This window comes from Xylanibacter oryzae DSM 17970 (assembly GCF_000585355.1).
GTDB lineage: Bacteria > Bacteroidota > Bacteroidia > Bacteroidales > Bacteroidaceae > Prevotella > Prevotella oryzae.
This window is the reverse complement of the sequence record NZ_KK073873.1, coordinates 1,373,791-1,398,506: the sequence shown is the minus strand read 5'-3', so window position 1 is coordinate 1,398,506 and position 24,716 is coordinate 1,373,791. Positions and strand designations below refer to the sequence as shown.

18 protein-coding genes and 3 pseudogenes are annotated in these 24,716 nt (G+C 34.9%); 9 read left to right on the top strand and 12 right to left on the bottom strand.

Features of this window, described 5'->3' with window-relative positions:
- The first annotated feature begins 78 nt into the window (after positions 1-78).
- From pheT to XYLOR_RS05805, 3 genes are read left to right on the top strand one after another with little or no spacing between them, the layout of a single operon-like run.
- Entirely contained in the window at positions 79-2,541 is a 2,463-nt protein-coding gene (gene pheT, locus XYLOR_RS05815) for a phenylalanine--tRNA ligase subunit beta (RefSeq protein WP_036877750.1), read from the top strand.
- Positions 2,542-2,582: 41 nt separating this feature from the next.
- Positions 2,583-3,326: a YebC/PmpR family DNA-binding transcriptional regulator gene (locus XYLOR_RS05810; protein WP_036877749.1), complete on the top strand. Its 744-nt coding sequence runs from the start codon at positions 2,583-2,585 to the stop codon at positions 3,324-3,326.
- Positions 3,327-3,328: 2 nt separating this feature from the next.
- A complete protein-coding gene (locus XYLOR_RS05805) occupies positions 3,329-3,589 on the top strand; it encodes a TIGR03905 family TSCPD domain-containing protein (protein ID WP_036877748.1) in 261 nt (86 codons plus the stop codon).
- Positions 3,590-3,646: 57 nt separating this feature from the next.
- Here the strand turns inward: XYLOR_RS05805 and XYLOR_RS05800 are convergent, their stop codons facing one another.
- Complete coding sequence (locus XYLOR_RS05800) at positions 3,647-4,057, bottom strand: DUF8479 domain-containing protein (protein WP_154655678.1); 411 nt, start codon at positions 4,055-4,057, stop codon at positions 3,647-3,649.
- 166 nt (positions 4,058-4,223) lie between these two features.
- Between XYLOR_RS05800 and XYLOR_RS14010 the strand changes: the two are divergent.
- The 4 genes and pseudogenes from XYLOR_RS14010 to XYLOR_RS05785 form a co-directional block, all read left to right on the top strand.
- A pseudogene (locus XYLOR_RS14010) lies at positions 4,224-4,370 on the top strand (winged helix-turn-helix domain-containing protein); the annotation flags it as partial.
- A gap of 18 nt (positions 4,371-4,388) precedes the next feature.
- Positions 4,389-4,658, top strand: a pseudogene (locus tag XYLOR_RS14005) (elongation factor 4); the annotation flags it as partial.
- Positions 4,659-4,683: 25 nt separating this feature from the next.
- Complete coding sequence (locus XYLOR_RS05790; RefSeq protein WP_036877743.1) at positions 4,684-5,283, top strand: Crp/Fnr family transcriptional regulator; 600 nt, start codon at positions 4,684-4,686, stop codon at positions 5,281-5,283.
- Between the two features lie 123 nt (positions 5,284-5,406).
- Positions 5,407-7,068, top strand: a complete 1,662-nt coding sequence (locus tag XYLOR_RS05785; protein ID WP_036877741.1) for an AMP-binding protein — start codon at positions 5,407-5,409, stop codon at positions 7,066-7,068.
- A 136-nt stretch (positions 7,069-7,204) separates the two neighbouring features.
- Here the strand turns inward: XYLOR_RS05785 and XYLOR_RS05780 are convergent, their stop codons facing one another.
- The 7 genes from XYLOR_RS05780 to XYLOR_RS05750 form a co-directional block, all read right to left on the bottom strand.
- Positions 7,205-8,452 (bottom strand): ABC transporter permease, encoded by a 1,248-nt coding sequence (locus XYLOR_RS05780; protein ID WP_036877739.1) that lies wholly within the window; start codon positions 8,450-8,452, stop codon positions 7,205-7,207.
- Between the two features lie 2 nt (positions 8,453-8,454).
- On the bottom strand, positions 8,455-9,663 hold the full coding sequence (locus tag XYLOR_RS05775; RefSeq protein ID WP_036877737.1) for a pyridoxal phosphate-dependent aminotransferase: 1,209 nt from the start codon (positions 9,661-9,663) through the stop codon (positions 8,455-8,457).
- 78 nt (positions 9,664-9,741) lie between these two features.
- On the bottom strand, positions 9,742-10,962 hold the full coding sequence (locus tag XYLOR_RS05770; RefSeq protein WP_036877735.1) for a protein kinase domain-containing protein: 1,221 nt from the start codon (positions 10,960-10,962) through the stop codon (positions 9,742-9,744).
- A gap of 241 nt (positions 10,963-11,203) precedes the next feature.
- The gene (locus XYLOR_RS05765; RefSeq protein WP_036877734.1) at positions 11,204-11,878 is read right to left on the bottom strand and encodes a YggS family pyridoxal phosphate-dependent enzyme; all 675 of its coding nucleotides are present in this window, start codon (positions 11,876-11,878) and stop codon (positions 11,204-11,206) included.
- A gap of 2 nt (positions 11,879-11,880) precedes the next feature.
- Positions 11,881-12,366, bottom strand: a complete 486-nt coding sequence (locus tag XYLOR_RS05760; protein ID WP_036877732.1) for a DUF4494 domain-containing protein — start codon at positions 12,364-12,366, stop codon at positions 11,881-11,883.
- A gap of 30 nt (positions 12,367-12,396) precedes the next feature.
- Positions 12,397-13,659, bottom strand: a complete 1,263-nt coding sequence (locus tag XYLOR_RS05755; protein WP_036877731.1) for an MFS transporter — start codon at positions 13,657-13,659, stop codon at positions 12,397-12,399.
- 7 nt (positions 13,660-13,666) lie between these two features.
- On the bottom strand, positions 13,667-15,439 hold the full coding sequence (locus XYLOR_RS05750; protein WP_036877729.1) for a M6 family metalloprotease domain-containing protein: 1,773 nt from the start codon (positions 15,437-15,439) through the stop codon (positions 13,667-13,669).
- Positions 15,440-15,655: 216 nt separating this feature from the next.
- On the opposite strand from XYLOR_RS05750, the gene XYLOR_RS05745 reads away from it, so the two are divergent.
- Both XYLOR_RS05745 and XYLOR_RS05740 read left to right on the top strand, forming a co-directional pair.
- Positions 15,656-18,925, top strand: a complete 3,270-nt coding sequence (locus tag XYLOR_RS05745) for a TonB-dependent receptor (protein WP_036877728.1) — start codon at positions 15,656-15,658, stop codon at positions 18,923-18,925.
- A 154-nt stretch (positions 18,926-19,079) separates the two neighbouring features.
- Entirely contained in the window at positions 19,080-19,613 is a 534-nt protein-coding gene (locus XYLOR_RS05740; protein ID WP_036877727.1) for a UpxY family transcription antiterminator, read from the top strand.
- 13 nt (positions 19,614-19,626) lie between these two features.
- Here the strand turns inward: XYLOR_RS05740 and tilS are convergent, their stop codons facing one another.
- The 4 genes and pseudogenes from tilS to tgt all read right to left on the bottom strand — a co-directional run bounded on the left by tilS (position 19,627) and on the right by tgt (position 24,713).
- On the bottom strand, positions 19,627-20,958 hold the full coding sequence (gene tilS, locus XYLOR_RS05735; RefSeq protein WP_036877725.1) for a tRNA lysidine(34) synthetase TilS: 1,332 nt from the start codon (positions 20,956-20,958) through the stop codon (positions 19,627-19,629).
- A 223-nt stretch (positions 20,959-21,181) separates the two neighbouring features.
- A pseudogene (locus tag XYLOR_RS05730) lies at positions 21,182-22,330 on the bottom strand (DEAD/DEAH box helicase); the annotation flags it as partial.
- An 11-nt stretch (positions 22,331-22,341) separates the two neighbouring features.
- Positions 22,342-23,403, bottom strand: coding sequence for an LptF/LptG family permease (locus tag XYLOR_RS05725; protein WP_374057285.1), 1,062 nt, complete (start codon positions 23,401-23,403; stop codon positions 22,342-22,344).
- Positions 23,404-23,585: 182 nt separating this feature from the next.
- Positions 23,586-24,713 (bottom strand): tRNA guanosine(34) transglycosylase Tgt, encoded by a 1,128-nt coding sequence (gene tgt / locus XYLOR_RS05720; RefSeq protein WP_036880775.1) that lies wholly within the window; start codon positions 24,711-24,713, stop codon positions 23,586-23,588.
- Positions 24,714-24,716 lie beyond the last annotated feature (3 nt).

Sequence of the window (24,716 nt, the reverse complement as noted above, 5' to 3'; positions counted from 1 at the left end):
TTTTACTCAAACGTTTGCTAGACTGATGAAATTTTCGTAATTTTGTGCGAAAATTGAATATATTTAATAATCATTATAATGAATATTTCTTACAAATGGCTTAAGGAATACGTTGACTTTGACTTGACACCACAACAGGTGTGCAATGCTCTGACTTCTACAGGACTTGAAGTTGACGCTCTTGAGGAAGTGCAAAGTATTAAAGGTGGATTGAAAGGATTGTATGTTGGTAAGGTTCTTACTTGTGACATACATCCGAACTCTGATCATCTTCATGTAACAACAGTTGACCTAGGTCACGAAAATCCTTCACAAATAGTTTGTGGAGCACCAAATGTGGCAGCAGGACAAAAGGTTATAGTAGCTGACTTAGGGTGTATATTATATGATGGAGATAACGAATTCGTTATTAAAAAATCAAAACTACGTGGAGTCGACAGTTTCGGTATGATTTGTGCCGAGGATGAAATAGGTGTTGGAAATGATCATGCAGGAATAATTGTACTGCCTGAAAATGCTGTTGTTGGACAGACAGCTGCTGAATATTATCATCTTGAAAGTGACTGGGTAATAGAAATAGACATTACTGCTAACCGCGCTGATGCTTTGTCTCACTATGGAGTGGCAAGGGATCTGTATGCTTGGTTGATACAGAATGGATATAAAACCAGTTTACATCGTCCTTCTTGTGATGCATTTAAGGTTGATAATAATGATATGCCTATTGGTGTCACTATAGAAAATAACGAGGCTTGTAAACGTTATGCATGTATAAGTATTACTGATTGTGATGTGAAGGAGAGCCCTAAATGGTTGCAGGATAAACTACGCGTGATAGGTTTGCGCCCTATTAATAATATAGTGGATATAACGAACTATATCATGATGGCTTACGGGCAACCAATGCATTGTTTTGATGCAGATATGGTAAAAGGGAATCAGATAGTGGTGCGTACACAACCTGAAGGTTCTAAATTCGTAACATTAGATGGCGAGGAACATACTCTTGGTTCTCATGATCTGAGTATATGCAATGCTGAAGAGCCAATGTGTATCGCAGGTATATTTGGAGGCAAGGGAAGTGGTACTTATGAAAATACTAAAAATGTAGTACTTGAAAGCGCTTATTTCCATCCTACATGGATTCGTAAGAGCGCAAGGCGTCATGGACTGAGTACAGATGCTTCGTTTAGGTTTGAGCGCGGAATTGATCCTAATGGCATAATATATGCACTGAAACAGGCTGCGATGTTGTGTAAGGAACTCGCCGGAGGTAAAGTGTCTATGAAGATAAAAGATGTATATCCAGAACCTTTACCAAATTATAGTGTAGATCTAAAGTATGATTATATTAATAATCTTATAGGTAAGGATTTATCTAAGGATACGATAAAAAGTATTGTTACTAGTCTTGAGATGAAAATTATAAGCGAAAGCGAGACTGATATGTTGCTAGATGTTCCTGCCTATCGTGTCGATGTGCAGCGTCCTTGTGATGTAGTAGAGGATATACTGCGTATTTATGGTTATAATAACGTGGAAATTCCTTCTCAGTTGAAAGGGTGCCTTGTTATAAAGGGTGAAGAGGATCATAAGCATAAACTTGAGAATATTGTAGGTGAGCAACTCGTGGGATGTGGATTCAATGAAATACTTAACAACTCTCTTACAAAAGCTGAATATTATGATGGAATAGATTCTTATCCAGCTGAGGCATGCGTGAAATTAATGAACCCGCTAAGTGCAGATTTAAGCGTTTTGAGGCAAACTCTTCTGTTTGGTGGATTAGAGAGTATTGTACGTAATGCTAATAGAAAGAATGCAAATTTGCGCTTCTTTGAATTTGGCAATTGTTATCATTTTGCAGCTGAAAAGAAAAATGCAGATGAGCCTACTCGTGCGTATAGTGAAGATTATCACTTGGGACTGTGGATAACAGGCAAGCGAGTGGAAGGTTCTTGGGCACATCCTGATGAGGATAGTTCTTTCTTTGAATTGAAAGCTTGTGTCTATAATATACTGCGTCGTATAGGAGTGACAGAAGGTATGATTGTAACAAAAAACAATGAAAATGATATTTTGTCTAGAGGATTAACTATACAAAACAGGGGTGGAAAAACTCTTGTTGAAATGGGCGTGATGAGCATGAAACTGCAGAAGAAAATGGATATAGACAACAATGTGTTCTTCGCAGATTTAAACTGGACTGCTCTTATGAAGGTTATACGTAAGGCTAAGTTTGAATTCAAACCAATAAGCAAGTATCCTGCAGTAAGCCGTGACTTGGCTCTTCTGCTTGATAAAAACGTAGAATTCGCTCAAGTAGAGGAAATAGCAAGACAGACAGACAAAAAACTACTTAAAAGAGTTGAACTGTTTGATGTCTATGAAGGCAAAAACCTACCTGCAGGAAAGAAAAGTTATGCTGTTAACTTCATATTGCAAGATGAACAGAATACACTAAATGACAAACAGATTGATGCTATTATGAAGAAACTAATAGCAAATTTGAAATCAAAACTTAGTGCAGAACTTAGATAAATATCAGAATATAAAATTAAACAAAATAAAAATTTACTCCAATGGGAAGAGCATTTGAATATCGTAAGGCTACGAAATTAAAGAGATGGGGTCATATGGCCCGTACATTCACTAAGATAGGAAAACAGATAGCTATCGCAGTACGTGCTGGTGGTTCTGATCCTGAGAATAACCCTCATCTGCGCGCAATAATACAGAACGCTAAGCGTGAAAACATGCCTAACGAAAATGTTAAACGTGCTATCAAAAATGCTATGGGTAAAGACCAAAGCGACTATAAGGAGGTGACATATGAGGGATATGGTCCTCATGGAGTGGCTGTATTCGTTGATGCTGCTACTGATAATACAACCAGGACTGTAGGTAACGTACGTGCTATTTTTAATAAGTTCAGTGGAAACCTTGGTACAATGGGTTCGCTGTCTTTCTTGTTTGACCAGAAGTGTGTATTCTCTTTTAAGAAAAAGGACGGGCTGGAAATGGATGAGCTTATTCTTGAACTTATCGACTATGGGGTTGATGATGAATATGATGAGGATGAAGAGGCTGGTGAAATAACTATCTACGGTGATCCTAAGAGTTTCGGAGATATCCAGAAATATCTTGAGGGTAACGGTTTTGATGTAACTGGTGCTGAATTTACACGTATACCTAATGATCTGAAAGATGTTACGACCGAAGAGCGTGAAACTATTGACAAAATGGTGGATCTGCTTGAAGACGATGATGATGTTCAGAGCGTGTATACAAATATGAAACCTGATGAATGTGATTCTGAAGAATAATAATGGCTCTGAAACATATTGCATATAAAACTTTAGGTACTTGTAGTCAACTCATAGATGTTACTGCTGATGAAAATAATGTGATAAAACAGGTGTTCTTTTTTGGTGGATGCAATGGAAACCTTAAAGGAATGAGCAAATTAATCACAGGCATGAAAATTGATGACGTTATATCAAAATTGGATGGTACACGTTGTGGGACAAAAAATACAAGTTGCCCAGATCAATTATGTCGTGCTCTTGAAGAGTTGAAAAAACAATGAGATATTCATCTTTAATACGATGAGTGATCAGCCTCCTTTAATATGGGGGCTGATTTTTTATTTATAATCTTTTTTGTGAAAGACTATGTGATATAAAATTACATTAGGTTGTGATGATGAATAGTATGTATAGCCGAAATTGTATCCATTATCTTTGTAAGACTTTATACTTGTAGTGTTTCGTATAGCTTCAAGTAATTGTTTGTGCATGCTGGATCTCGAATGACTAATAACGTTTGTATCGTCTAATTTGTTCTTTAATGAATAATAGTAATTCAGCGTGAGGGTGGATTCATCAAATCCCATACTGTCTATAATAATGTCTTTTGCTATAGGGGCTGGACATAATTTTTGTGTATACTCTCTTGCTTCACGAGCGCAGCGCTTTTCCATTGATTCATGACATCCTGATAATGAAAATGAAAATACAAACATTGCTGCAGATAAACTTAATGATCTGATTGACATGGATTTATAATAATTGTGAATCATGTTGTATAATAAATATAAATCAAAGATAATTATATTGATGCGAAGTTATGAAAAGATTTGCATATTTGCAAATAAAAGTTTGGCTATTATTAAAAATAAGCTTATATTTGCAATCGAATTTTAATAATAGGTGTAAAGTAATATGTTTAAGGAAAAAGCTGGTGAGGTTGCTGGTGCAATCTGGAAATCTCTCAATCAAAATGAAGGGCAAGACTATAATAGTCTGAAAAATGTCACCAAAGAAACAGATTCTAATTTACTTCTTGGACTTGGATGGTTGCTCCGTGAGGACAAAATATCTAATATTTTCGGACGTAGAATGTGCGAAAAACTAAGGGACTTAATACCGCGTCAGCAATTTGATATAGCTATACAAGCGGCAATAGGTGCAAAAATTGTTGCGCGTGAAACAATAAAGTGCGTAAGAAAAGATGTTACGGCAAAATGTTATGGTGGTGATGTCAGCCGTAAAAGAAAGTTATTGGAAAAACAGAAAAAAGGAAAGAAGAGGATGAAGCAGATAGGTAATGTGGAAGTTCCTCAGAAGGCTTTCCTTGCTGTGCTTAAATTAGACTAAAACGAAAATTATTGGAGGAGAGATAATGAAAGAATTACTAAACACTAAACATGATGTTGCCAGAGAATTGGCACGTAAGTATAGTACGATGACTCTAGATGAATTAAGTTTGCTGGAGAGTATTCTTGTACCTATGAAATTCTCTAGGGGCCAACTTGTTCTAAAAGAAGGCGAAGTGTGCCATTATATATACTATGTAGACAGAGGGTTGGTAAGATTATTTTACTTTAAAAATGACAAGGAGCTTACTGAACATTTGCAAGTGGAAGGTAATATAGTGATGAGTATTGAAAGTTTATTTAAGGAGCGTCCTACGAAGTTGCAAATAGAGGCTATTGAAAACTCTATAATATATGGATTGCCACGCCAGAGTCTGGAAGAAATAGCTTTACATAATGGTAATATCCAGATATTGTATAGAAAGATTCTCGAAGAGTCTCTTATACAGTCTCAGGTTCATGCGGATATGCTAAGATTTGAAACAGCACAGGATAGATATAAAAAGTTATGTAAGATGCAGCCTCAAATAGTGTTACGTGCTCCGATGAATTATATAGCAAGTTATTTGCAAATGACTCCAGAAACTTTAAGTCGTGTGAGGAATTCAACATTGCTTGATGATTAGCTAGATTGTCCTATTTTACAGTTTTTATTATAGTTTTGTAGAATAAAACTAAAATATTGCACAAAATATTTTGGGGTGTGCAGATAACATGCTATCTTTGCACAAAATTTATAAAATTGTGCAATGGAAATTATACCTAGTTTCAATTCATATATAGAAAAGTCGATAATAAAAAATTGGGATCTTGATGCTCTTACTGACTATAAAGGAGTAACATTGCAATACAAAGATGTAGCCCGCAAGATAGAAAAACTTCACATAATGTTCGAAAATTCTGGTGTTACCAGAGGTGATAAGATAGCATTGTGTGGACGTAACAGTGCGAACTGGGCTGTTGCATTCTTAGCTACACTTACTTATGGAGCTATTGCAGTTCCTATACTTCATGAATTTACCGGTGAGCAGATTCACAATATCGTAAATCATTGTGAAGCAAAAATCCTTTTTGTCGGGGACGTTGTTGCTACTACTATTGATGCAACAAAAATGCCAAACTTGGAAGGAATAATTTATATACCTGATTATTCGGTCGTTATTTCACGTACAGATAAGCTTACTTATGCACGTGAACATCTAAATGAGATGTTTGGTCATAAATATCCCAAAGCATTTCGCTCTAATAATGTTCATTATTATATAGATTCTGATCCTGAGGAGATGGCTCTAATAAATTATACGAGTGGTACTACGGGCTTTTCCAAGGGGGTAATGATACCTTATAGGGCAATGTGGGGCAATCTTGATTTCGCTTTTCATGTTTTAGGGACAAAAATTAATAGTGGTGATAATACTATCAGCATATTACCCTTAGCGCATATGTATGGCATGGCTTTTGAATTTATATTTGAATTTTGCTATGGGTGTCATATATTCTTTCTTACTCGTGTACCTAGTCCTGTAATTATAGCTCAGGCTTTTGCTGATATCAAACCAGCAATAATTATTGCAGTACCTCTTGTCATAGAGAAAATCGTACGAAAGAAGGTTTTTCCTAAAATTCAAAATAACCGCATGCGCTTACTTTTGAATATGCCGGTGATAAGTAAGAAGGTTCGTGAAAAAATATGTGAACAGGTTGTCAATGCATTTGGAGGTAGATTCTATGAGATCATAGTAGGCGGAGCAGCTTTAAGCAATGAAGTTGAAAGTTTTATGCATCAAATCGAATTCCCTATAACTGTTGGATATGGGGCTACTGAGTGTGCACCTATAATTTGTTATAGCGACTACAAGTCTTTTGCACCTGGATCTTGTGGTAGGGCTGTTGTTCATATGAATGTAAAGATAGATAGTTCTGACCCTGAAAATATACCAGGAGAGATAATTGCTAAGGGACTAAATATAATGCTCGGATATTATAAGAACCCAGAGGCAACAGCACAAGCTTTAGATAGTGATGGGTGGTACCATACTGGTGATCTGGGCTTAATGGATAGTAATGGTAATGTTTATATTAAGGGTCGTAGTAAAAATATGATACTCGGACCTAATGGGCAAAATATATATCCTGAAGAAATTGAGGATAAATTAAATAGTATGACTATGGTTGTTGAAAGCGTTGTAGTGCAGCGTGACAATAAATTGATAGCTCTTGTACATCCTGATTATGAAGGTGCTAAAGAAATGGAATTTAATGATGATGATATTGAAAAGATAATGGAACAGAATCTTTTGGAATTGAATCAGATATTACCATCATATGAGAGATTATCAGCAATAGAAATGCATACTCAGGAGTTTGATAAAACGCCTAAAAAGAGTATAAAGAGATATCTGTATAAATAAGATTAATTCAGAAAATTAATTATACATGTGTTTATTGTACTAGTGAGTACAAAAATAGTCCCCGACAGCAGATGAGTGCTCTCGGGGATACTTTTTTATATAGTCCTCATAATGAGGATTGAAAAAACTTTTGTTTTTATTCGAAGTGCATTGATCTTGCTGGGTGAATATGAGATATAAGATAACTAGGGGCGATCAATACGAATATACTTATTATTAATGTTATCACATTGATAATGATAATAAATGGTATATTTATTTCAATCGGTACAGTATTTACATAATATGTAGTAGGATCTAGTTTGATTAAGCCTGTATATTTTTGTAGAAATAGCAGACCTAAACCTAATGCATCTCCTATAATTAAACCTTTACCTATAATGAATACGGCAAACCAAAGGAAGGTGTGCCTGATTGTTTTATTTTTCGCACCAAGTGCTTTCAAGACTCCAATCATCGTAGTGCGCTCAAGAATTATAATCAGTAGACCGCTTATCATAGTGAATCCTGCAACACAAATCATTAGTGCCATAATAACCCATACATTAAGGTCTAATAGATTAAGCCATGCAAAAACTTGTGGATTTGCATCAATAATTGTTTGAGAAGCATATGTTTCACCATACTTGTCTATTGTCCTATTCACTTTTTTCACTATAACATTCTCTACTTCATTAAGTCTTGAAAAATCTTTTACTTGAAGTTCAGCACCACTGCATTGATCATTTTCCCATCCATTAAGTTTGATTGCAGTATATATGTCTGTATAGCAGAATGTTTGGTCAAACTTAGTCATATTTGTTTGATAAATTCCGCTTATTTTGAAACGCCTAGCTCTTACATCATCTTTAGAAATAAAGTATGCAAAAACTTTATCACCGACTTTTAGTTTTAACTTAGAAGCCATGATTTGGGAAATTACAAGTTTATTTTGACTGCTGGAATCACTAAACTTAGGAATTTCGCCTGATTTAAGATTTTGTTTTAGGAAATTTATGTCGTAATCAGGTCCAATACCTTTAAACATGATGCCCAGAAAATCCTTGTCTGTCTTTAAGATTCCTTGCTTTAGCGCATACTTTTGCACATGTTTAATGCCCCAGCATCCCTTAAGTACATTTACCATACTGTCGTTAATACATATGGGATATTGGTCTTGATTATTAAGGGCCATAATATCTTCTACCTGAATATGGCTACCGAATCCAATTACTTTATCTCGTATTGAATGTTTAAATCCTAATACTACACAAACAGAAATTATCATTACAGCAAGACCAATCGCCACACCAAGTGTAGCGATTTTGATAGCAGGTCGACTTACTTTTTTACGGTCGCCTTTATCGTTATATATTTTTTTTGCAATATATAGAGGGAAATTCATAATTAGCTATTATCATCAACTCTTCCTGGGTATACTTCCAAGGCTTTGCGAAGAACAAATAGGGCACGCTCAAGATCAACTTTTTTTAGAACATAAGCAATACGTACTTGATTAATGCCTGCGCCAGGAGTTGTGTAAAATCCTGCTGCTGGTGCCATCATAACGGTTTCACCCTCATAATTAAATTTTTCCAGACACCAGCGGCAGAATTTTTCACTGTCGTCGACCGGCAATTTGGCAACTGTATAGAAAGCACCCATTGGTATAGGTGAGTATACACCAGGTATTCGATTGAGCCCGTCTATCAAGCATTTTCGACGCTCAACATATTCATCATATACTTCACGATAATATTCTTCAGGTGCATCAAGTGATGCCTCTGCAACAATTTGTCCAATTAATGGTGGAGAAAGTCTGGCTTGGCAGAATTTCATTACAGCTTTTCTAACCTCTGCATTTTTCGTAATAAGAGCTCCTATTCGAATTCCACATTCGCTGTAACGCTTAGATACCGAATCAATAAGAACTACATTTTGTTCTATACCTTCAAGATGGCAAGCACTGATATATGGAGATCCTGTGTAGATATATTCACGATAAACTTCATCAGAAAACAGATAAAGATCATATTTCTTTACAAGATCACGTATTTGATTCATTTCTCGTCTGGTATAAAGATATCCAGTTGGATTATTTGGATTGCATATCATTATAGCACGCGTCCTGTCGTTGATAAGTTCTTCGAATTTTTCTACTTTTGGAAGAGAAAATCCTTCTTCGATAGTTGTTGCTATAGTACGAATTTTAGCTCCAGCAGAGATAGCAAATGCCATATAATTAGCGTAAGCTGGTTCAGGGACAATTATCTCGTCGCCAGGATTTAGGCATGACATAAATGCAAAAAGTACAGCTTCACTACCACCTGATGTTATAATGATGTCGTCTGCATTGACATTTATGTTGTATTTTTTGTAGTATCCAACTAATTTTTCGCGGTAGCTAAGATAGCCTTGCGATGGTGAATACTCAAGAACTTTTTTAGTTATGTGATGCAAAGCATCTAGGCCTACCTTGGGAGTCGGTAAGTCTGGTTGCCCTATATTTAGGTGGTACACCTTGGTTCCTCTTTTTTTTGCTGCGGCAGCAAGTGGTGCCAATTTCCGTATAGGAGATTCTGGCATTTCAAGCCCGCGTACTGATATTTCAGGCATTATTTTTTATTTAAAATCCGTCTGCAAAGATACTGCAATTCAAGTGTAATACAAAATAAAAATAAGATTTTATTTTTATTATTTCATCTCATACATTTTCTGTTCTGTGAGTCCTTCTATAACCTCTGCTGCTATTCTTTGGCTTTTTGAGTCAGGAAGATGGGCTTTAGCCCCCAAGTCAGTTTGTAGTTTGCTCAAGTCGTCAAGTGTTGCTTGACTGCCGGCTACAAACTTCTTTTCGTTATTGCCCATATATTTTTTATTGTATATCTTATTTATTATTTTTGCAGCTGCCAATGTATAGCGTTTCCTAAATATTTCTTCATTCTTTTTTTCGTATTCCGCCTGTTTCTTTTGTTCTGCAGGCGACATTTGGTTTACTGAGTCATTTGTGATAACTCCTAATTCAGTTCGTGGATCAAATCCGTCATCAATTAGATCATCTGTTGCCTGTCTGGGAGCCGGGCTAACAAATTCTATTGGAGTCTTTTTAGGAGTAAGATTCCACCATATTGTGAAACCAAATATCGATAATACAGCCGCAATTGAACATGTCAATATTAATTTATAAAGGGTTTTCTTTACTGCAAGATCATGTCGCATATCATTTATAGACTGATATCTGTCTTCTGGATCTGTTTTAGTAGCACGTGATACAATTCTTTTATAGTGAAAAGGAATTGGAGATACTATAAATAAGCTCTCAATAAACTTTCCTATTGAATATATATCTGTGCGCTCGTCGATAGTATCTCCATTTAATACTTCTGGAGCGATATAATTTGGATAATTCCCATATAGAGATTCTCTGTCTTTTATATTCTGGTAGAATGAGCCGTGAGAAATAAACAAAACACTGTTATTGCCATTGCGTGATAATACTGTTGATGGTGCATAGCAAACATGATATATATTCTTTTTGTGTAATAGTTCAGTAAAGTTTAATATGTCATTAATTGTGTCAGATATAAAATGTTTAGAGCCTACAACTGCAGGATTTTTTGAAAGTAATGACTCGAAACTTTGAAAATTACACATCTCTATTTTTAATGCTACTATGTCTTCACCTTGAAAAATTGGCGAAAAATGTAGTTGATGCTTATTCTTAATTGTTTGATTTACTTGGTATTCAAAGTTAATATCGCCGCTGAAGAAAAAATTGTTTATTAGATTATCCTTAATTTTTAATATATTGATATATTTGTTTGATATATGGCGCTTGTATATATTACCGATAGGCATATTTCCCAAATTTTGCGTCTTGGCATCACGAGCTTCTATGAGTTCTTCGTAATTCATGTTTTTATAATTTATGTTGGCACAAAGATAATATAAAACGCGTTTACCGCAAAATAAAACACAAAAAAAATTGATTGTCTCACGACAACCAATCTTTTATTAACCTTAATAATCTAATACCATGAAAAACACGCTGCAAAGGTATAGTTATTTTTTTATTATGCAATAGTTTGATGCATAAAAAATGATACGCCTAACATTTATTAAAAGATATAACTTTCGTATTAACTATTTTTTACTACTAGTATACTCTAGGACCAAATATTTTGGTTCCTACACGTATCATTGTACTATTGCATTGCAAAGCTATTTTGTAATCATGGCTCATTCCCCATGAGCGTTCTTTAAAGTAATCATCGTTCTCAAAGAAATCTTTTTTTATCTCATAAAAAAAATCAGAAGCATTGGTAAATTCAGAACGTATCTGATTTTCATCGTCAACGTTGCTTGCCATCATCATTAACCCACAAATTCTGATATTTTTCATATAATGCCATTCTCCATTTTTAAGAAGATTACGACATTCATCAATTGATAAACCGTATTTTGTTTCTTCTTTAGCAATATGTAACTCGAGAAGTACGTCAATACTCCTTTTGCTTTTTTCGGCCTGCTTATTTATTTCTTTTAAAAGTTTTAGTGAATCTACTGCTTCTATCATAGATATATATGGAGCAATATATTTTACTTTGTTTGTCTGAAGATGACCTATAAAGTGCCATACAATATCTTTAGGAAGTGTCTCATATTTTTTTGAAAGTTCCTGTTCGTGGCTCTCTCCAAAAATACGTTGCCCTTCATTATATGCTGCTTCCAGATATTCATTTGGATGGTATTTGCTTATGGCAACTAGACGTACGCCATTAGGCAAAATGTCAAGCACATCGTGCAAATTCTTAGCTACGTCAATTTCCATAATTATTTTGCCTCCTCGTATTCTGGTTTATCGTTATAATTTGTTTTACCATATTCATAAACATCCATAATAGCGGTCTCATTTATGGCTGCAATTGAATAATCAATAGTACCTTGTCCCATAAATTCTATTACGCTATTAACAGCACCCTTGAAAGAGCCTGCATTCACAAGGTAATATACATTAGAACGTTTTTCTTTTGCTGTTTTTTCATCGATAGTTATGAATTGTACCTTTGTCTTGTACCATTTATCAGCACTGTCAAGATCCGCAAAGAAGACTTCCTTATAAGAAGCTTTCTTTATGTCGCTTACTTCAAAAGCACCACTTATGTAGCTTGACATTTCTTCCATTATGCGTTTTTCAGCTTCGGTAAAGCTAAGTGCATCAACTGTATATTGTTCAGTTACTTTCTTTTGGGTTCCATCTTCCTGCATTTTTTCATACTTGATTTTGCATTCGAACCAATTGTCTGTTCTGCTTCTCATCTTTTTAAATTTATATTATTAGTTATTATTCTATACTTTTTTTGGTCTGAATATAAGTGCAAAGGCAATACCTATAACTAAAGCATATCCTGCAAAAATAAGCCAGCATGCTTGCCAATTACCTACTGTGTAAAAATTATCACCTATATGCGTGGGATGTGTGTAATGGTTTATTATTGCTTGAGCTGCAAGTGTTCCAACTGTAGCACCAATACCGTTTGTCATTAAAAGGAAAAGGCCTTGAGCACTAGATCTTATGCTTTCATCTGTACTTTTATCAACGAATAGTGATCCTGATACATTGAAAAAGTCAAATGCAACGCCATAAACAATCATTGACAACACAAACATCCAAACACCATTACCAGGATTGCCTACACCAAATAGACCGAATCTGAGTACCCATGCAAACATTGCTATTAACATTACATTTTTTATTCCGTATCTTTTCATGAAAAAAGGAATAAGTAGTATACAACAAGTTTCACTTACTTGTGACAGCGATATAAGAATGTTTGCATGTCTTACACCGAAAGTTCCAGCGTATTCTTGTATAGCCCCAAAACTGCTAATATACGGATTTGCAAAACCATTAGTTATTTGTAGGCTTACTCCCAATAATCCTGAGAAAATGAAAAATATTGCCATTTTTTTCTGCTTGAATAACTGAAAGGCTTTCAATCCTAAGGCCTCTATTATGTCTTTATTTTTGCGAGAACCTTTTATTATCTTACATTGAGGAAGTGAAAATGAATATATGAACAGCATTATGCTGAGCACTCCAGATGTTGCAAATTGATTTTGATTGGCTTGAAATCCCATAAGATCTACAAACCACATCGCACAGATAAAGCCTATAGTGCCAAAGACTCTGATAGGTGGATAGTCTTTTACTGTGTCCATTCCTGCATTTGTCAGAGCATTGTATGCTACTGAATTGTATAGCGCAAGAGTTGGCATATAAAATGCCATACTGACACCATAAAGAGAGAAAAAAATGCTGAATTGTGAATGTGTACCAGCTGTAAAACCGTACCATGCTGTCGCAAACATAAAAAGTCCGGCTATTAGATGGCAAAATCCCAACAAACGCTGTGCTTGAATCCATCTATCAGCTATTATTCCTATTATGGCAGGCATAAAAATAGCAACGATACCTTGCATTGAATAAAACCATCCTATTTGTGTGCTCATACCTATGTTACCTAAATATCGTCCCATAGATGTAAGATAAGATCCCCAAACAGCAAATTCGAGGAAATTCATTATTATCAGGCGTATTTTTAAATTCATAATGATATTATTTTATTATTTTTTTTCGATTTATTATGTATATACCTTTTGGAAGTATTGACATATTAGTGCCTAAATACATCCCATTTGTTGAATATATTTTATTGTCTTCTTTATTATTGTCTATTATTGCATTTTCAATACTGTTTGTATCTCCACCCATGAAACGGAAAGTTATAGTACCATCGGCCGCCTCTGCTATATTAGTTATTGGTTTGCTCATATAACCGGTAGCTCCATTATATACAATAGATTTTATTATTGTTGTAGTATCTGTAAAGGATGTGGTCTTGCTAGTTCCAGGGAACGGATCACCGGCATGAGATATATAATATTCATCACTAGAAATAGTTGTATTGCTTATATTATATAAAATACCATCAGCAGGAAATACAGTCATGTATGGTTTACCTGGAATATTATTTGGACTTTGACCTAGATAAAAGTACGATGGTATATAATTAACATGTGATATAAGCAGGCCATGGCCATAAGCACTCGAATTCCAACCTGTATTTTGTATATTTTCTAATGTGTAGTATTCGTTGCTGGCTGCATCATTTATTATTTTATAAGCTTTGCCCCCTTCATTAAGAGGCAACATTGTAATATTGGATGGTGTCTTAAGGGTATCGATTTTAATCCACCCCATTGATTCTTTTTCCCAAGCTGTATATGGGGTAGGGCAATATCCGTTATTCGTATATTCACCTCCATCCATCAAATCCCACATTTCCATTTCCTGATTATCTAATTTGTTGGCAGGAGATGTTGTTGAATATGTGTCTGGCATTCCCATACAATGAGAAAATTCATGGCAGAAAAGTCCTATTCCGTTTATATATGTTTTATGGTCATTCATATAACCTTTCCATGTATAATTTAATTCATTATTTATTCCATATCTATATACTTGTTTACCGTCATAATAACCAAAAGAACCATTGGTACCTGACTTAGGCCATAGATCATCAGAATAACTTGTTATTGATTGAGAATATCCTGCATATATTATATATAATAGGTCTACTTTTCCATCTCCATTAGCATCATACTTCGAAAAATCGACAGAGTCATCTACAGCTTTGCATGCATCTGGAATAAGGTTTTCTATATTATCATCACCACTGCCGTAATAACTGGATGGATGTTGTAGTGTTACAGGACCATAAACATCAAATTGAGGGCGGAATCTTCCACCGCTCATATCAGAAAAGTACTGTGCTACACTTCCATAGTTAAGAGCTAAAGTTCCATCTCTTTTTTCATCAAAAGAAGTTGCGTTCAGATACTTATCAAAAATATATTTGGGGTTCTTTATCTTAAATATAGTATCTGAAAATTGTACTAATATTACTAGAGCTTTTGGTGTACCTGTATGTGGAAAATAAGTGCTGTTGTTCGCAATGTTTTCATATAACTTTTTTGAATTTACATGTTCTATTGGTTTTGCGTTAAAGAAATAATTAGTATTCTGCTTTCCTATCGCCATTGCTTCCTCTTTAGATCTATGTCCATAATTATGGGCTAATATTCCGGTAGAAGATAATACACCATTGGTACTATCAATTTTAGCAATATAAAAATTACTGCCACTGTTATAAAGTAGAATGTTATCAGAGGTCATATAATAGTGCATATTCTCATCGCCATATCCATATACGGTAATAATAGTTCCATCAGACTGTGTCATTAACCTAGGGCCAGGTTTAATCTTTACAGCTAGCGCAAATGTAATTACTGTCATAAAAAATATAGACGTAAGAACGAATTTCTTCATTTTCCCAGGTTCGATTAAATTTGGATGCAAAGATATATATAATTTTTTAATTTTTCAGTTTTGCAAGTCTCAATTTTATTAATATTTTTTTCTTCGTATTGTCCAGTTTATGCAGTATATTTTCAATTTTAACACAAATGTAATGTTTATTTGAGAAATTTTATTTAATTTTGCCGACGTAATATTAATTTATAATCACACACAAAACGAACTGTTATGAAAAGATTGATTCTAACGTGTTTAATTGCAGTTGTTTGCGTATTCGCAAATACTACTACAGCCCTAGCACAGGTTACTACATCAGGCATTAACGGAAAGATTACTTCACAAGATCAAGTAGTGGTTGGAGCTACGGTTACAGCCATTCACAAACCTTCTGGAACAGTCTACCGTGCTGCTACTAACGAAAATGGACGCTTTACCATTCTGGGTATGCGTGTTGGAGGTCCTTACCAGATTGTTATTTCTTATGTAGGCAATAAACCTAAAGAAATAAACAATGTGCAATTGTCACTTGGTGAGACATCCTCTTTTAATGTAAATTTGCAGGAAGATGCTCAGCAACTTGGTGAAGTTGTAGTAAGTGGACGTGCATCAAAATTCTCAAAAGAGAAAACCGGAGCAACAACAAACATCAGCAATACACAGATTGCTAGTATACCAACAATAAGCAGAAGTATATCTGATATTGCACGTATATCTCCTTATGCAAATGGAATGAGTTTCGCTGGAGGCGATGGTCGTTCTACAAACTTCCGTTTAGATGGAGCAAACCTTAACAATAACTTTGGTCTTAGCTCAAACCTTCCTGGTGGAGGTAATCCAATATCAATGGATGCTATAGATGAAGTACAGGTTGTTGTTGCACCTTACGATGTACGTCAGTCAAACTTTATTGGTGGTGGTATTAACGCCGTAACAAAGTCAGGTACTAATACATTCAAAGGTACTGCATATGTTTATTATAATAATGAGAATATGCATGGTAACCGTATAAACAATGCAGATCTTGGCGAGCGTGGAATAAACCGCAACACTACTTATGGATTTACATTGGGTGGCCCAATTATTAAAAATAAACTATTCTTCTTTACTAATTTTGAGCACTCTAAAATTCCTAATGTAATAAACAGATGGCAAGGTTCTGACAATGGCGTATCTGATATAACAAAATATATATCTCTCACAAAGACTGCAGATTTACAGAAAGTTTCTGATTTTGTAAAGAATAAATATGGTTATGATCCAGGTTCTTTTACAGATTTCCCATCAGATGAGAATAACTCAAAGTTATTAGCTCGTTTGGATTGGAATATCACAAATAACCATCATTTGGCTTTGCGTTATAACTATACCAAAGACAAGTCGTGGAATATGCCTGCAGCTAATTCAAGCGATGCATATACCAAAACACCTTATACAGAGCCTCGTGCTTCAGCATATTCAATGACATATGCAAATTCAGCTTATTCAATGGAAAACAAAATAAGCACAGTTTCTGCAGACTTGAATAGTCGTTTTGGAGAAAAGATATCTAATCAGTTGTTATTTACTTATAGTAATATTCAAGATGTTCGTGGTACAAATTCATCAAATTTCCCGTTCATTGATATATTAAATGGAAATACGGCTCCTAATATAGACCCTTATATTTCTCTTGGATATGAACTTTTTACTTACAATAATAAGGTAGAAAATAAAGTTACTACTCTTACTGATAATTTCACCTATTTCGTAGGAAATCATAAAATTACAGCTGGACTAAGTTATGAACACCAGTCAGCGCTTAACTCTTATATGCGTAATGGCACAGGATATTATAGATATCGTAATATTGATGATTTTCTAAACGGAGCTACTCCAGAGACAGTTGCCTTGACATACGGTTATAATGGAAATAATAACCCTGCAGCATCGGTTTCATTTAATCAATACGGACTTTACTTGCAGGATGAGTGGAATGTTATCGATAACCTTAAATTAACTGGTGGTATTCGTTTTGATAATATCACATTCAATAACGATGATGTCGTTCGCAATAACGCAATCTATAATCTTGATTTTGGTGGCCGTCATATTGATACTGGTTCATGGCCAAGTACAAACATTCAGGTATCTCCTCGTTTAGGTTTTACATGGGATGTTTTGGGAAATAAAAGTTTAGTAGTTCGTGGCGGTACTGGTTTGTTCGCAGGTCGTCTTCCTTTGGTATTCTTTACTAATATGCCTACAAATTCAGGTATGGTTCAGAACCTTGTTATTGCATCAACAAAATACAATAGTAAAGGAGCAGCTACATCTGTAGATCCACGTCTTCAGCAGTTCGCTGGTGGTTTAGTAACGGATGTTAATCAAATCAGGACATTATTGGGCGCTCCTGCTACTATAACTCCTGATCAGGGAACTGTTCCTAGTGCAATAGCTGGTGTAGACCATAATTTCAAAATGCCACAGGTTTGGAAAAGCTCTATAGCTGTTGATTATCAAATTCCTGTATCATTCCCATTAACTGTAACTGGAGAATACACTTATACTAGAAAAATTAACGATGTAATGCTTGACAACTATAATATCAAGCCTATTGATGATACTTGGTCAAAACTTAGTGGAGCAGATAACCGTTATATTTATCCTGCAAATTATACATATTATAATACTATATCAAATGCTTGTGTACTAACTAATACACATAAAGGATATGGATGGACTGCTAACATTACGTTGAACGCACAACCTGTTAAGGACTTGAACATTATGGTTGCTTATACACATACTGTCATGAAAGAAATTACAGGTATGCCAGGTTCTAATGCATCTTCTGCTTGGAGTGGACTTTATACAGTAACTGGACCTAATTTCAGTGGAGTGCAAAACTCTCAATATGTTATTCCCGATCGTCTAATTGCTTCAATTGCATATAAGCATAATAATGACTTGTTCTCGTTATTCTATACAGGTTATTCACCTTCTGGATATAGTTTCTGCTACTCAGGAGATATCAATGGAGATGGTTTAAGATCTGATTTGATGTATATACCTGCTAATGATAGTGAAATAAAATTTACCAACGATGCAGACCGTAAAGTATTCTGGGATTTCGTAAATCAAGACTCATATCTTAAGAATCATAAGGGGCAGTACGCTGAAGCTTATAGTGCAAGAGCACCTTTTGTTCACAGATTCGATTTCAAATGGGCACACGATTTCAAATTGAACGTAGGTCAGACAAAACATACATTGCAGTTGAGTTTGGATATCATGAATGTTGGTAACCTCTTTAATTCTAAGTGGGGCGTAGAGAAGAATATGTTATCTTGTGCTAATGGTCAGATTTTGAAAGTAGACAAAGTAGATAACACAGGAACTCCTTACTTCTCAATGAATACAAATTCTGATAAATCAGCAATCACACATACATGGGAATTCAATCATGATTATGCACAATGCTGGAAACTACAGATTGGCGTGAAGTATTACTTCAATTAATCGATAGTAAAACTATATAATGCAGGGTTTGGAATATAATTATTCCAAACCCTGTTTTTTTGCTTAATTGGTTAAAATTATACATCTCTATTATTGTTTTTCCATTTTTATATTTAACTTTGCTGGCAAATAAAGAGAACTGCAAAATCTTATTATGGAAGAAACTAAATGGTATGCACTTGGTACATCATATTGTAGAGAACAAAAGCTTAAGGCTTATTTTGATGGAAAGGGGATTGAAACGTATGTCCCGATGCAATATGGATTCAGCGAGAAGGATGGTAAAAGAAAACGAGTATTGAAGCCTGCAATACATAATTTGGTTTTTGTAAAAAGTACTAAAGAATATATCAAGTCATTGAAAATTATTACTTCTGGGTCTTCGAATGCTTTTAGATGGTTGATTAACCCATCAACGAAGGAACCCATAACAATACCGGATAACCAAATGATTAATTTTAGAAAAGTATGTGATATGGAATTGGATGGAATTACTTATTTTACAAGCAAGGATATTGAATTCTTTAAAAAGGGTGACTTTGTGCGTGTTGCTGGAGGACCATTTGAAGGTGTTGAAGGGTACCTTACACGAATACATAAAGACAGATGTGTAGTAGTCGTTGTTGATGGATTGGCGGCTGTAGCAACAACTTTCGTGCATCCTTCAATGCTTGAAAAGGTAGAATAATCGTTTTATGTTTCTATTTCAATTCTATTAGGATTGCGCGTTTACTGTCCTCTGTTATACGACAGTTCTCTGATGGACGCTCGTTTACAATCCAAATAATCTCGCCTCTCTTATCTTCTAAGACCAGTAGAGCACGTTTCTTAAACAAATTATATTTGAGGTCAGTTAGAAAGTCGCTAACTAGTTTGGTTCCACGCATTCCGAAAGGATGAAAGCGGTCGCCATCTTTTGCAGGTCTAAGAATTAATGGAAACTTAACTTTATCAGCGTCTAATGCTATTTTATTGCTCTTTCTTGGTATAGAGAATTTCTCTGTTATGTCACTAAAGCTAATGATGATTCTTTGTTCGATAGCTTTGTTTACAGTAGAATTTATTATGTAAGTACCTTGTTCTGGTATCTTCATTTCTTTGAAAGGCTCTGATTCCGTTTGAATAATAATAGAATTTCTGTCTATAAGAAGTTCATATAGTCCAGAGTGATATATTTTACCTATACCGCAATTGATATTATTGTATATTTCTTCTATAATCTTATAATTGAACCCATATTTTTTTATTCGAAGATAAAGTCCATATTCTGTAATATTTTCTGTCGAAATATTTTCAGTATTATTTTCTAACTTTATACTATCGCATTTATCTTTTATAGTCGTTTCAATGTACTCTTCAGCCTGTGATAAATGTTTAGCGGTAGATAGAATATTTTCTATTGCATTTTCATTTACTTTTAGCAATTCTGGTATTACATTCAATCTTATCTTGTTGCGAGTAACGTCATCAACAAGGTTTGTGCTATCAGTAACAAAATCTTGGTTGATAAACTTTAAATATTCTTCTATCTCGGATCTTCTTACACATAGCAGTGGACGTATAATATCGTCTCTGCGTGCATGGATTCCAGTAAGACCATGTAGACCAGTTCCACGCAACATATTCATGAGTATTGTTTCTACATTATCATCTTTATGATGAGCTACAAGTATAGCTTCTGCATTTATATCTTTTTTAAGTTGCTCAAAGTATTTATAGCGAAGATGTCTGGCAGCTAGTTCTATACTTTGTTTGTGTAATTCGGCGTAAGAACGTGTGTCGAAGTGCGTAATGTGAAGATTAATTTTATATTTTGAACACAGAGATTTACAAAATTGTTCATCACGCTCTGATTCTTCACCACGTAATTTGAAATTGCAGTGTACGGCTTCTATATTATATCCAAGGTCGTGCATTATAATGAGTAAGGCAGTGCTGTCAGCACCACCAGACAATGTTACTAGATATTTTTTGTTTATATTCAGGAGCTTGTCTTTCTCAATATATTGTTCTATTTTTTTTATAAATTCCATACTAAGCTTACTTGTATTTTACATAGGTGCTTGGCTATCTGATTTATTATTTTTCCTTATTTATATTTTTGCCATTCGTGCTAGGACTGGTCGTCTTTGAAAAATTGCCATTAGACTTTTTTGATCCTTTATATTTGGGACCATATTTTTTCGTTCCACGACTTTGTTTTCCTCCTTTTCTGTTTCTGTTATCGTTTACGTCATGGCTCTTCTTATTTGGTTCATAAAGTGGCGCTTCTCCAATTTCAGGCGGAATTACGTTTTTATTTATATCCTGGTTTAGAAATTTTTCTATATTGGCAAAGTTGTATTGGTCTTTCTCGTTTACAAACGTTATAGCTATTCCATCTTTGTCGGCCCTTGCTGTACGCCCTATACGATGAACATAGTCTTCAGCATCATGAGGTACATCATAATTTATTACCATCTGTATATCATCTATGTCTATGCCTCTAGAAACAATATCAGTTGCAACAAGAACGTCTATTTTGCCTGATTTAAAGTTGAACATAATATCATCGCGCTCTTTTTGACTAAGATCACTGTGCATTTCTCCACAATTAATATGTTTTTTTAGCAATGACTTATTTATATCTTTAACTTTATCCTTACTTCCAGCAAATATAATAACCCTTTTTAGGTCGCCATTATCGAAGATGTTGCGTATTATGTTTATTTTTTGTGGCTCATAACATATATATGCAGATTGTTTAATTTTCTCAGCAGGTTTACTTACTGCTAATTTTATTTCAACAGGATTTTTAAGGAGTGTTTCTGCCAAAGATTGGATTTTAGCTGGCATTGTTGCTGAAAACATTATGGTCTGGCATGTTTTAGGTAACTTTTGTGCAATTTGCATTATGTCTTCTGAAAATCCCATATCAAGCATTCTGTCTGCTTCATCAAGAACAAAAAATGAGAGACGACTCATATCAACATTGCCTAATTGCATGTGTGAAATAAGTCTTCCTGGAGTAGCTATTATTACGTCTGCTCCTAGTTTTAGACTCTTAATTTCTTGATCGTATCTATTACCATCGTTACCTCCATAAACAGCCACACTGCTTACCCCGTTTTGATAATATCCGAAACCTTGCCTTGCTTGATCTATCTGTTGAGCTAATTCACGAGTAGGAGACATTATTATGCAATTGATTGCATCTTTAGGAAATCCACCATCGTCTATCAGCGATAGGATAGGTAGTAAGTAAGCAGCTGTTTTTCCTGTTCCAGTCTGAGCCACTCCTAATACATCGCGCCCTTCAAGGATTGGTGGTATACATTGTTCCTGTACAGGTGTACAATTGTCGAAACGCATATCATACAATGCGTCAAGAATATTTTCATTTAAATCTAATTCTTCGAATGTCATTATTTTTTTTATTAATTTGGTGCTTTGCGGTAGCAAAAATATGCTACTACTGCAAATATTATATTTGGAATCCATGCAGCTAGCATTGGTGGCGTATTAGCGTTAATAGCAAATGTACTACTTATTGTCTGCATTAGGATGTAACCGAAACTAAGAGCTAATCCAATACCAAGGTACATACCCATTCCACCTTTACGCTTTCTGCTGCTAAGACTTATTCCGATAGTTGTAAGAATGAATGATGCAAAAGACATTGCTATCCTTTTGTGATATTCCACCTGATATTGTACAACATTACCAGAACCTCTACCTATCTGTTTTGCTATATATGTTTTAAGTTCCGGGCTGGTAAATGTTTCCTGTTGACCTTTAGAGAATACAAGATCTAATGGCTCCATTTGTATCAATGTATCAATTTGTGCTCCATGTGTTATGTGTTCTCGCATACCTCTTAGTTGCCTTATCGTGTAATTCGTAGCTCTCCAGTGATATTTGCTTTCAGATATTGTATCATATTGAATGTTGCTGGCTGTCATGTGACTAACCAATTTCTTGTTTTCGAATTTATCTAATGAGAAACCTTGTCCACTCTTCGAATTATTGTCATAAAACTGTATATATGCTATAACACCTTTGTCAACCTGAAGCATTACATTTTCTGCAGCCGTCTGTTTCTTGTTATTCTTATATAGATCTTCGAAGTTTTGGCGCGTTACATTTCCTTTAGGTATTACATATGCGCCTAAATAGAATGTCGCACATGTTATTATTGCTGCTGATACCATGTAAGGGCGCATAAGGCGCTTGAAACTCACACCACTAGCCAGAATAGCTATTATTTCAGAGTTTCCGGCCATCTTACTTGTAAAAAATATGACTGAGATAAACACGAACAGTGGACTAAATAAGTTCGCGAAATAAGGGACAAAGTTGAAGTAATAATCAAAAACTATAGCCTTAAGCGGGGCATGGTATTGTGCAAATTTTGATAAGTTCTCATTTACATCAAAGACTATTGATATGGATATAATCAAAATAATGGAATATATATACGTACCAATAAATTTACGCATAATATAACGATCCAATTTTTTTATATATCTTGAAGGAGCTACATATTTAAGAAACCAAAAATACTTCTTTAAAAAGTTGAAAATACTGTTTACTGCTTTAGCAAGTTTTTTATGCTTACTAAAGAATTGTAATACTTTACTAAACTTTTTGATCTTATTATATACCATATCTATAGATAACTCTAAATTCTTACACCTAATTGGTCAATAACAGAACGTTTCCAACTTGTGAAATCTCCTGCGATAATATGCTGACGAGCATCTTTTACTAAACGTAGGTAGAACGCTAAATTGTGGATACTTCCTATCTGGAGTGCCAATAGTTCTTGAGCTTTAAATAAATGATGTAGGTATGCTTTACTATACACTTTGTCAACTTCACAGCCGTTTTCATCTATAGGACTAAAGTCATTTTCCCACTTTTTATTTCTCATATTCATTGTACCATTGTATGTGAAAAGCATTGCATTTCGCCCATTTCTTGTAGGCATAACACAGTCAAACATATCAACACCTCTCTCTATTCCTTCAAGGATATTCTGTGGTGTACCAACACCCATTAGGTAGCGAGGTTTTTCTTTTGGAAGTATTTCGTTTACAACCTCTATCATCTCATACATAACTTCTGTTGGTTCGCCTACAGCAAGTCCGCCTATAGCATTTCCTTCTGCGCCTTTATCTGATATGTATTTTGCCGATTCTCTTCGTAAATCTGAATATGTACAACCTTGTACTATTGGAAACAATGTTTGTTGATAACCATAGAGAGGTTGTGTCTCATTAAATCGTTTAATACATCTATCCAACCATCTGTGAGTCAAAGCCATACTGTTTTTGGCATACTGATAGTCACTTTTTCCTGGAGCACATTCGTCTAAGGCCATCATTATATCTGCACCTATTACGCGTTCTGTGTCCATCACGTTTTCGGGAGTAAATATATGTTTGCTTCCGTCAATGTGCGAACGAAATTCGCAACCTTGTTCTGTCAATTTACGTATCCCGGTAAGAGAAAATACCTGAAAACCACCACTGTCTGTAAGTATTGGTTTTTCCCATCCGTTGAAACCATGTAAACCTCCTGCAGCACGCAATATTTCTAATCCCGGGCGAAGATAAAGATGATATGTATTGCCAAGAATAATCTGTGCATTTATCTGATTTCTCAGTTCACTAAAATGAACCCCCTTAACACTTCCACACGTTCCGACAGGCATAAATATAGGAGTCTGAATTTCTCCGTGATCTGTTGTCAGCAAACCTGCACGCGCATCACTGGCATTGTCTGTATGTTCTATCTTGAAATTCATACC

What these genes read in the sequence shown, in the direction of transcription:
- pheT (WP_036877750.1), top strand. Translation starts at nt 79, where the DNA reads ATGAATATTTCTTACAAATGGCTTAAGGAATACGTTGACTTTGACTTG.
- XYLOR_RS05810 (WP_036877749.1), top strand. Translation starts at nt 2,583, where the DNA reads ATGGGAAGAGCATTTGAATATCGTAAGGCTACGAAATTAAAGAGATGG.
- XYLOR_RS05805 (WP_036877748.1), top strand. Translation starts at nt 3,329, where the DNA reads ATGGCTCTGAAACATATTGCATATAAAACTTTAGGTACTTGTAGTCAA.
- XYLOR_RS05800 (WP_154655678.1), bottom strand. Translation starts at nt 4,057, where the DNA reads ATGTCAATCAGATCATTAAGTTTATCTGCAGCAATGTTTGTATTTTCA.
- XYLOR_RS05790 (WP_036877743.1), top strand. Translation starts at nt 4,684, where the DNA reads ATGAAAGAATTACTAAACACTAAACATGATGTTGCCAGAGAATTGGCA.
- XYLOR_RS05785 (WP_036877741.1), top strand. Translation starts at nt 5,407, where the DNA reads ATGGAAATTATACCTAGTTTCAATTCATATATAGAAAAGTCGATAATA.
- XYLOR_RS05780 (WP_036877739.1), bottom strand. Translation starts at nt 8,452, where the DNA reads ATGAATTTCCCTCTATATATTGCAAAAAAAATATATAACGATAAAGGC.
- XYLOR_RS05775 (WP_036877737.1), bottom strand. Translation starts at nt 9,663, where the DNA reads ATGCCTGAAATATCAGTACGCGGGCTTGAAATGCCAGAATCTCCTATA.
- XYLOR_RS05770 (WP_036877735.1), bottom strand. Translation starts at nt 10,962, where the DNA reads ATGAATTACGAAGAACTCATAGAAGCTCGTGATGCCAAGACGCAAAAT.
- XYLOR_RS05765 (WP_036877734.1), bottom strand. Translation starts at nt 11,878, where the DNA reads ATGGAAATTGACGTAGCTAAGAATTTGCACGATGTGCTTGACATTTTG.
- XYLOR_RS05760 (WP_036877732.1), bottom strand. Translation starts at nt 12,366, where the DNA reads ATGAGAAGCAGAACAGACAATTGGTTCGAATGCAAAATCAAGTATGAA.
- XYLOR_RS05755 (WP_036877731.1), bottom strand. Translation starts at nt 13,659, where the DNA reads ATGAATTTAAAAATACGCCTGATAATAATGAATTTCCTCGAATTTGCT.
- XYLOR_RS05750 (WP_036877729.1), bottom strand. Translation starts at nt 15,439, where the DNA reads ATGAAGAAATTCGTTCTTACGTCTATATTTTTTATGACAGTAATTACA.
- XYLOR_RS05745 (WP_036877728.1), top strand. Translation starts at nt 15,656, where the DNA reads ATGAAAAGATTGATTCTAACGTGTTTAATTGCAGTTGTTTGCGTATTC.
- XYLOR_RS05740 (WP_036877727.1), top strand. Translation starts at nt 19,080, where the DNA reads ATGGAAGAAACTAAATGGTATGCACTTGGTACATCATATTGTAGAGAA.
- tilS (WP_036877725.1), bottom strand. Translation starts at nt 20,958, where the DNA reads ATGGAATTTATAAAAAAAATAGAACAATATATTGAGAAAGACAAGCTC.
- XYLOR_RS05725 (WP_374057285.1), bottom strand. Translation starts at nt 23,403, where the DNA reads ATGCGTAAATTTATTGGTACGTATATATATTCCATTATTTTGATTATA.
- tgt (WP_036880775.1), bottom strand. Translation starts at nt 24,713, where the DNA reads ATGAATTTCAAGATAGAACATACAGACAATGCCAGTGATGCGCGTGCA.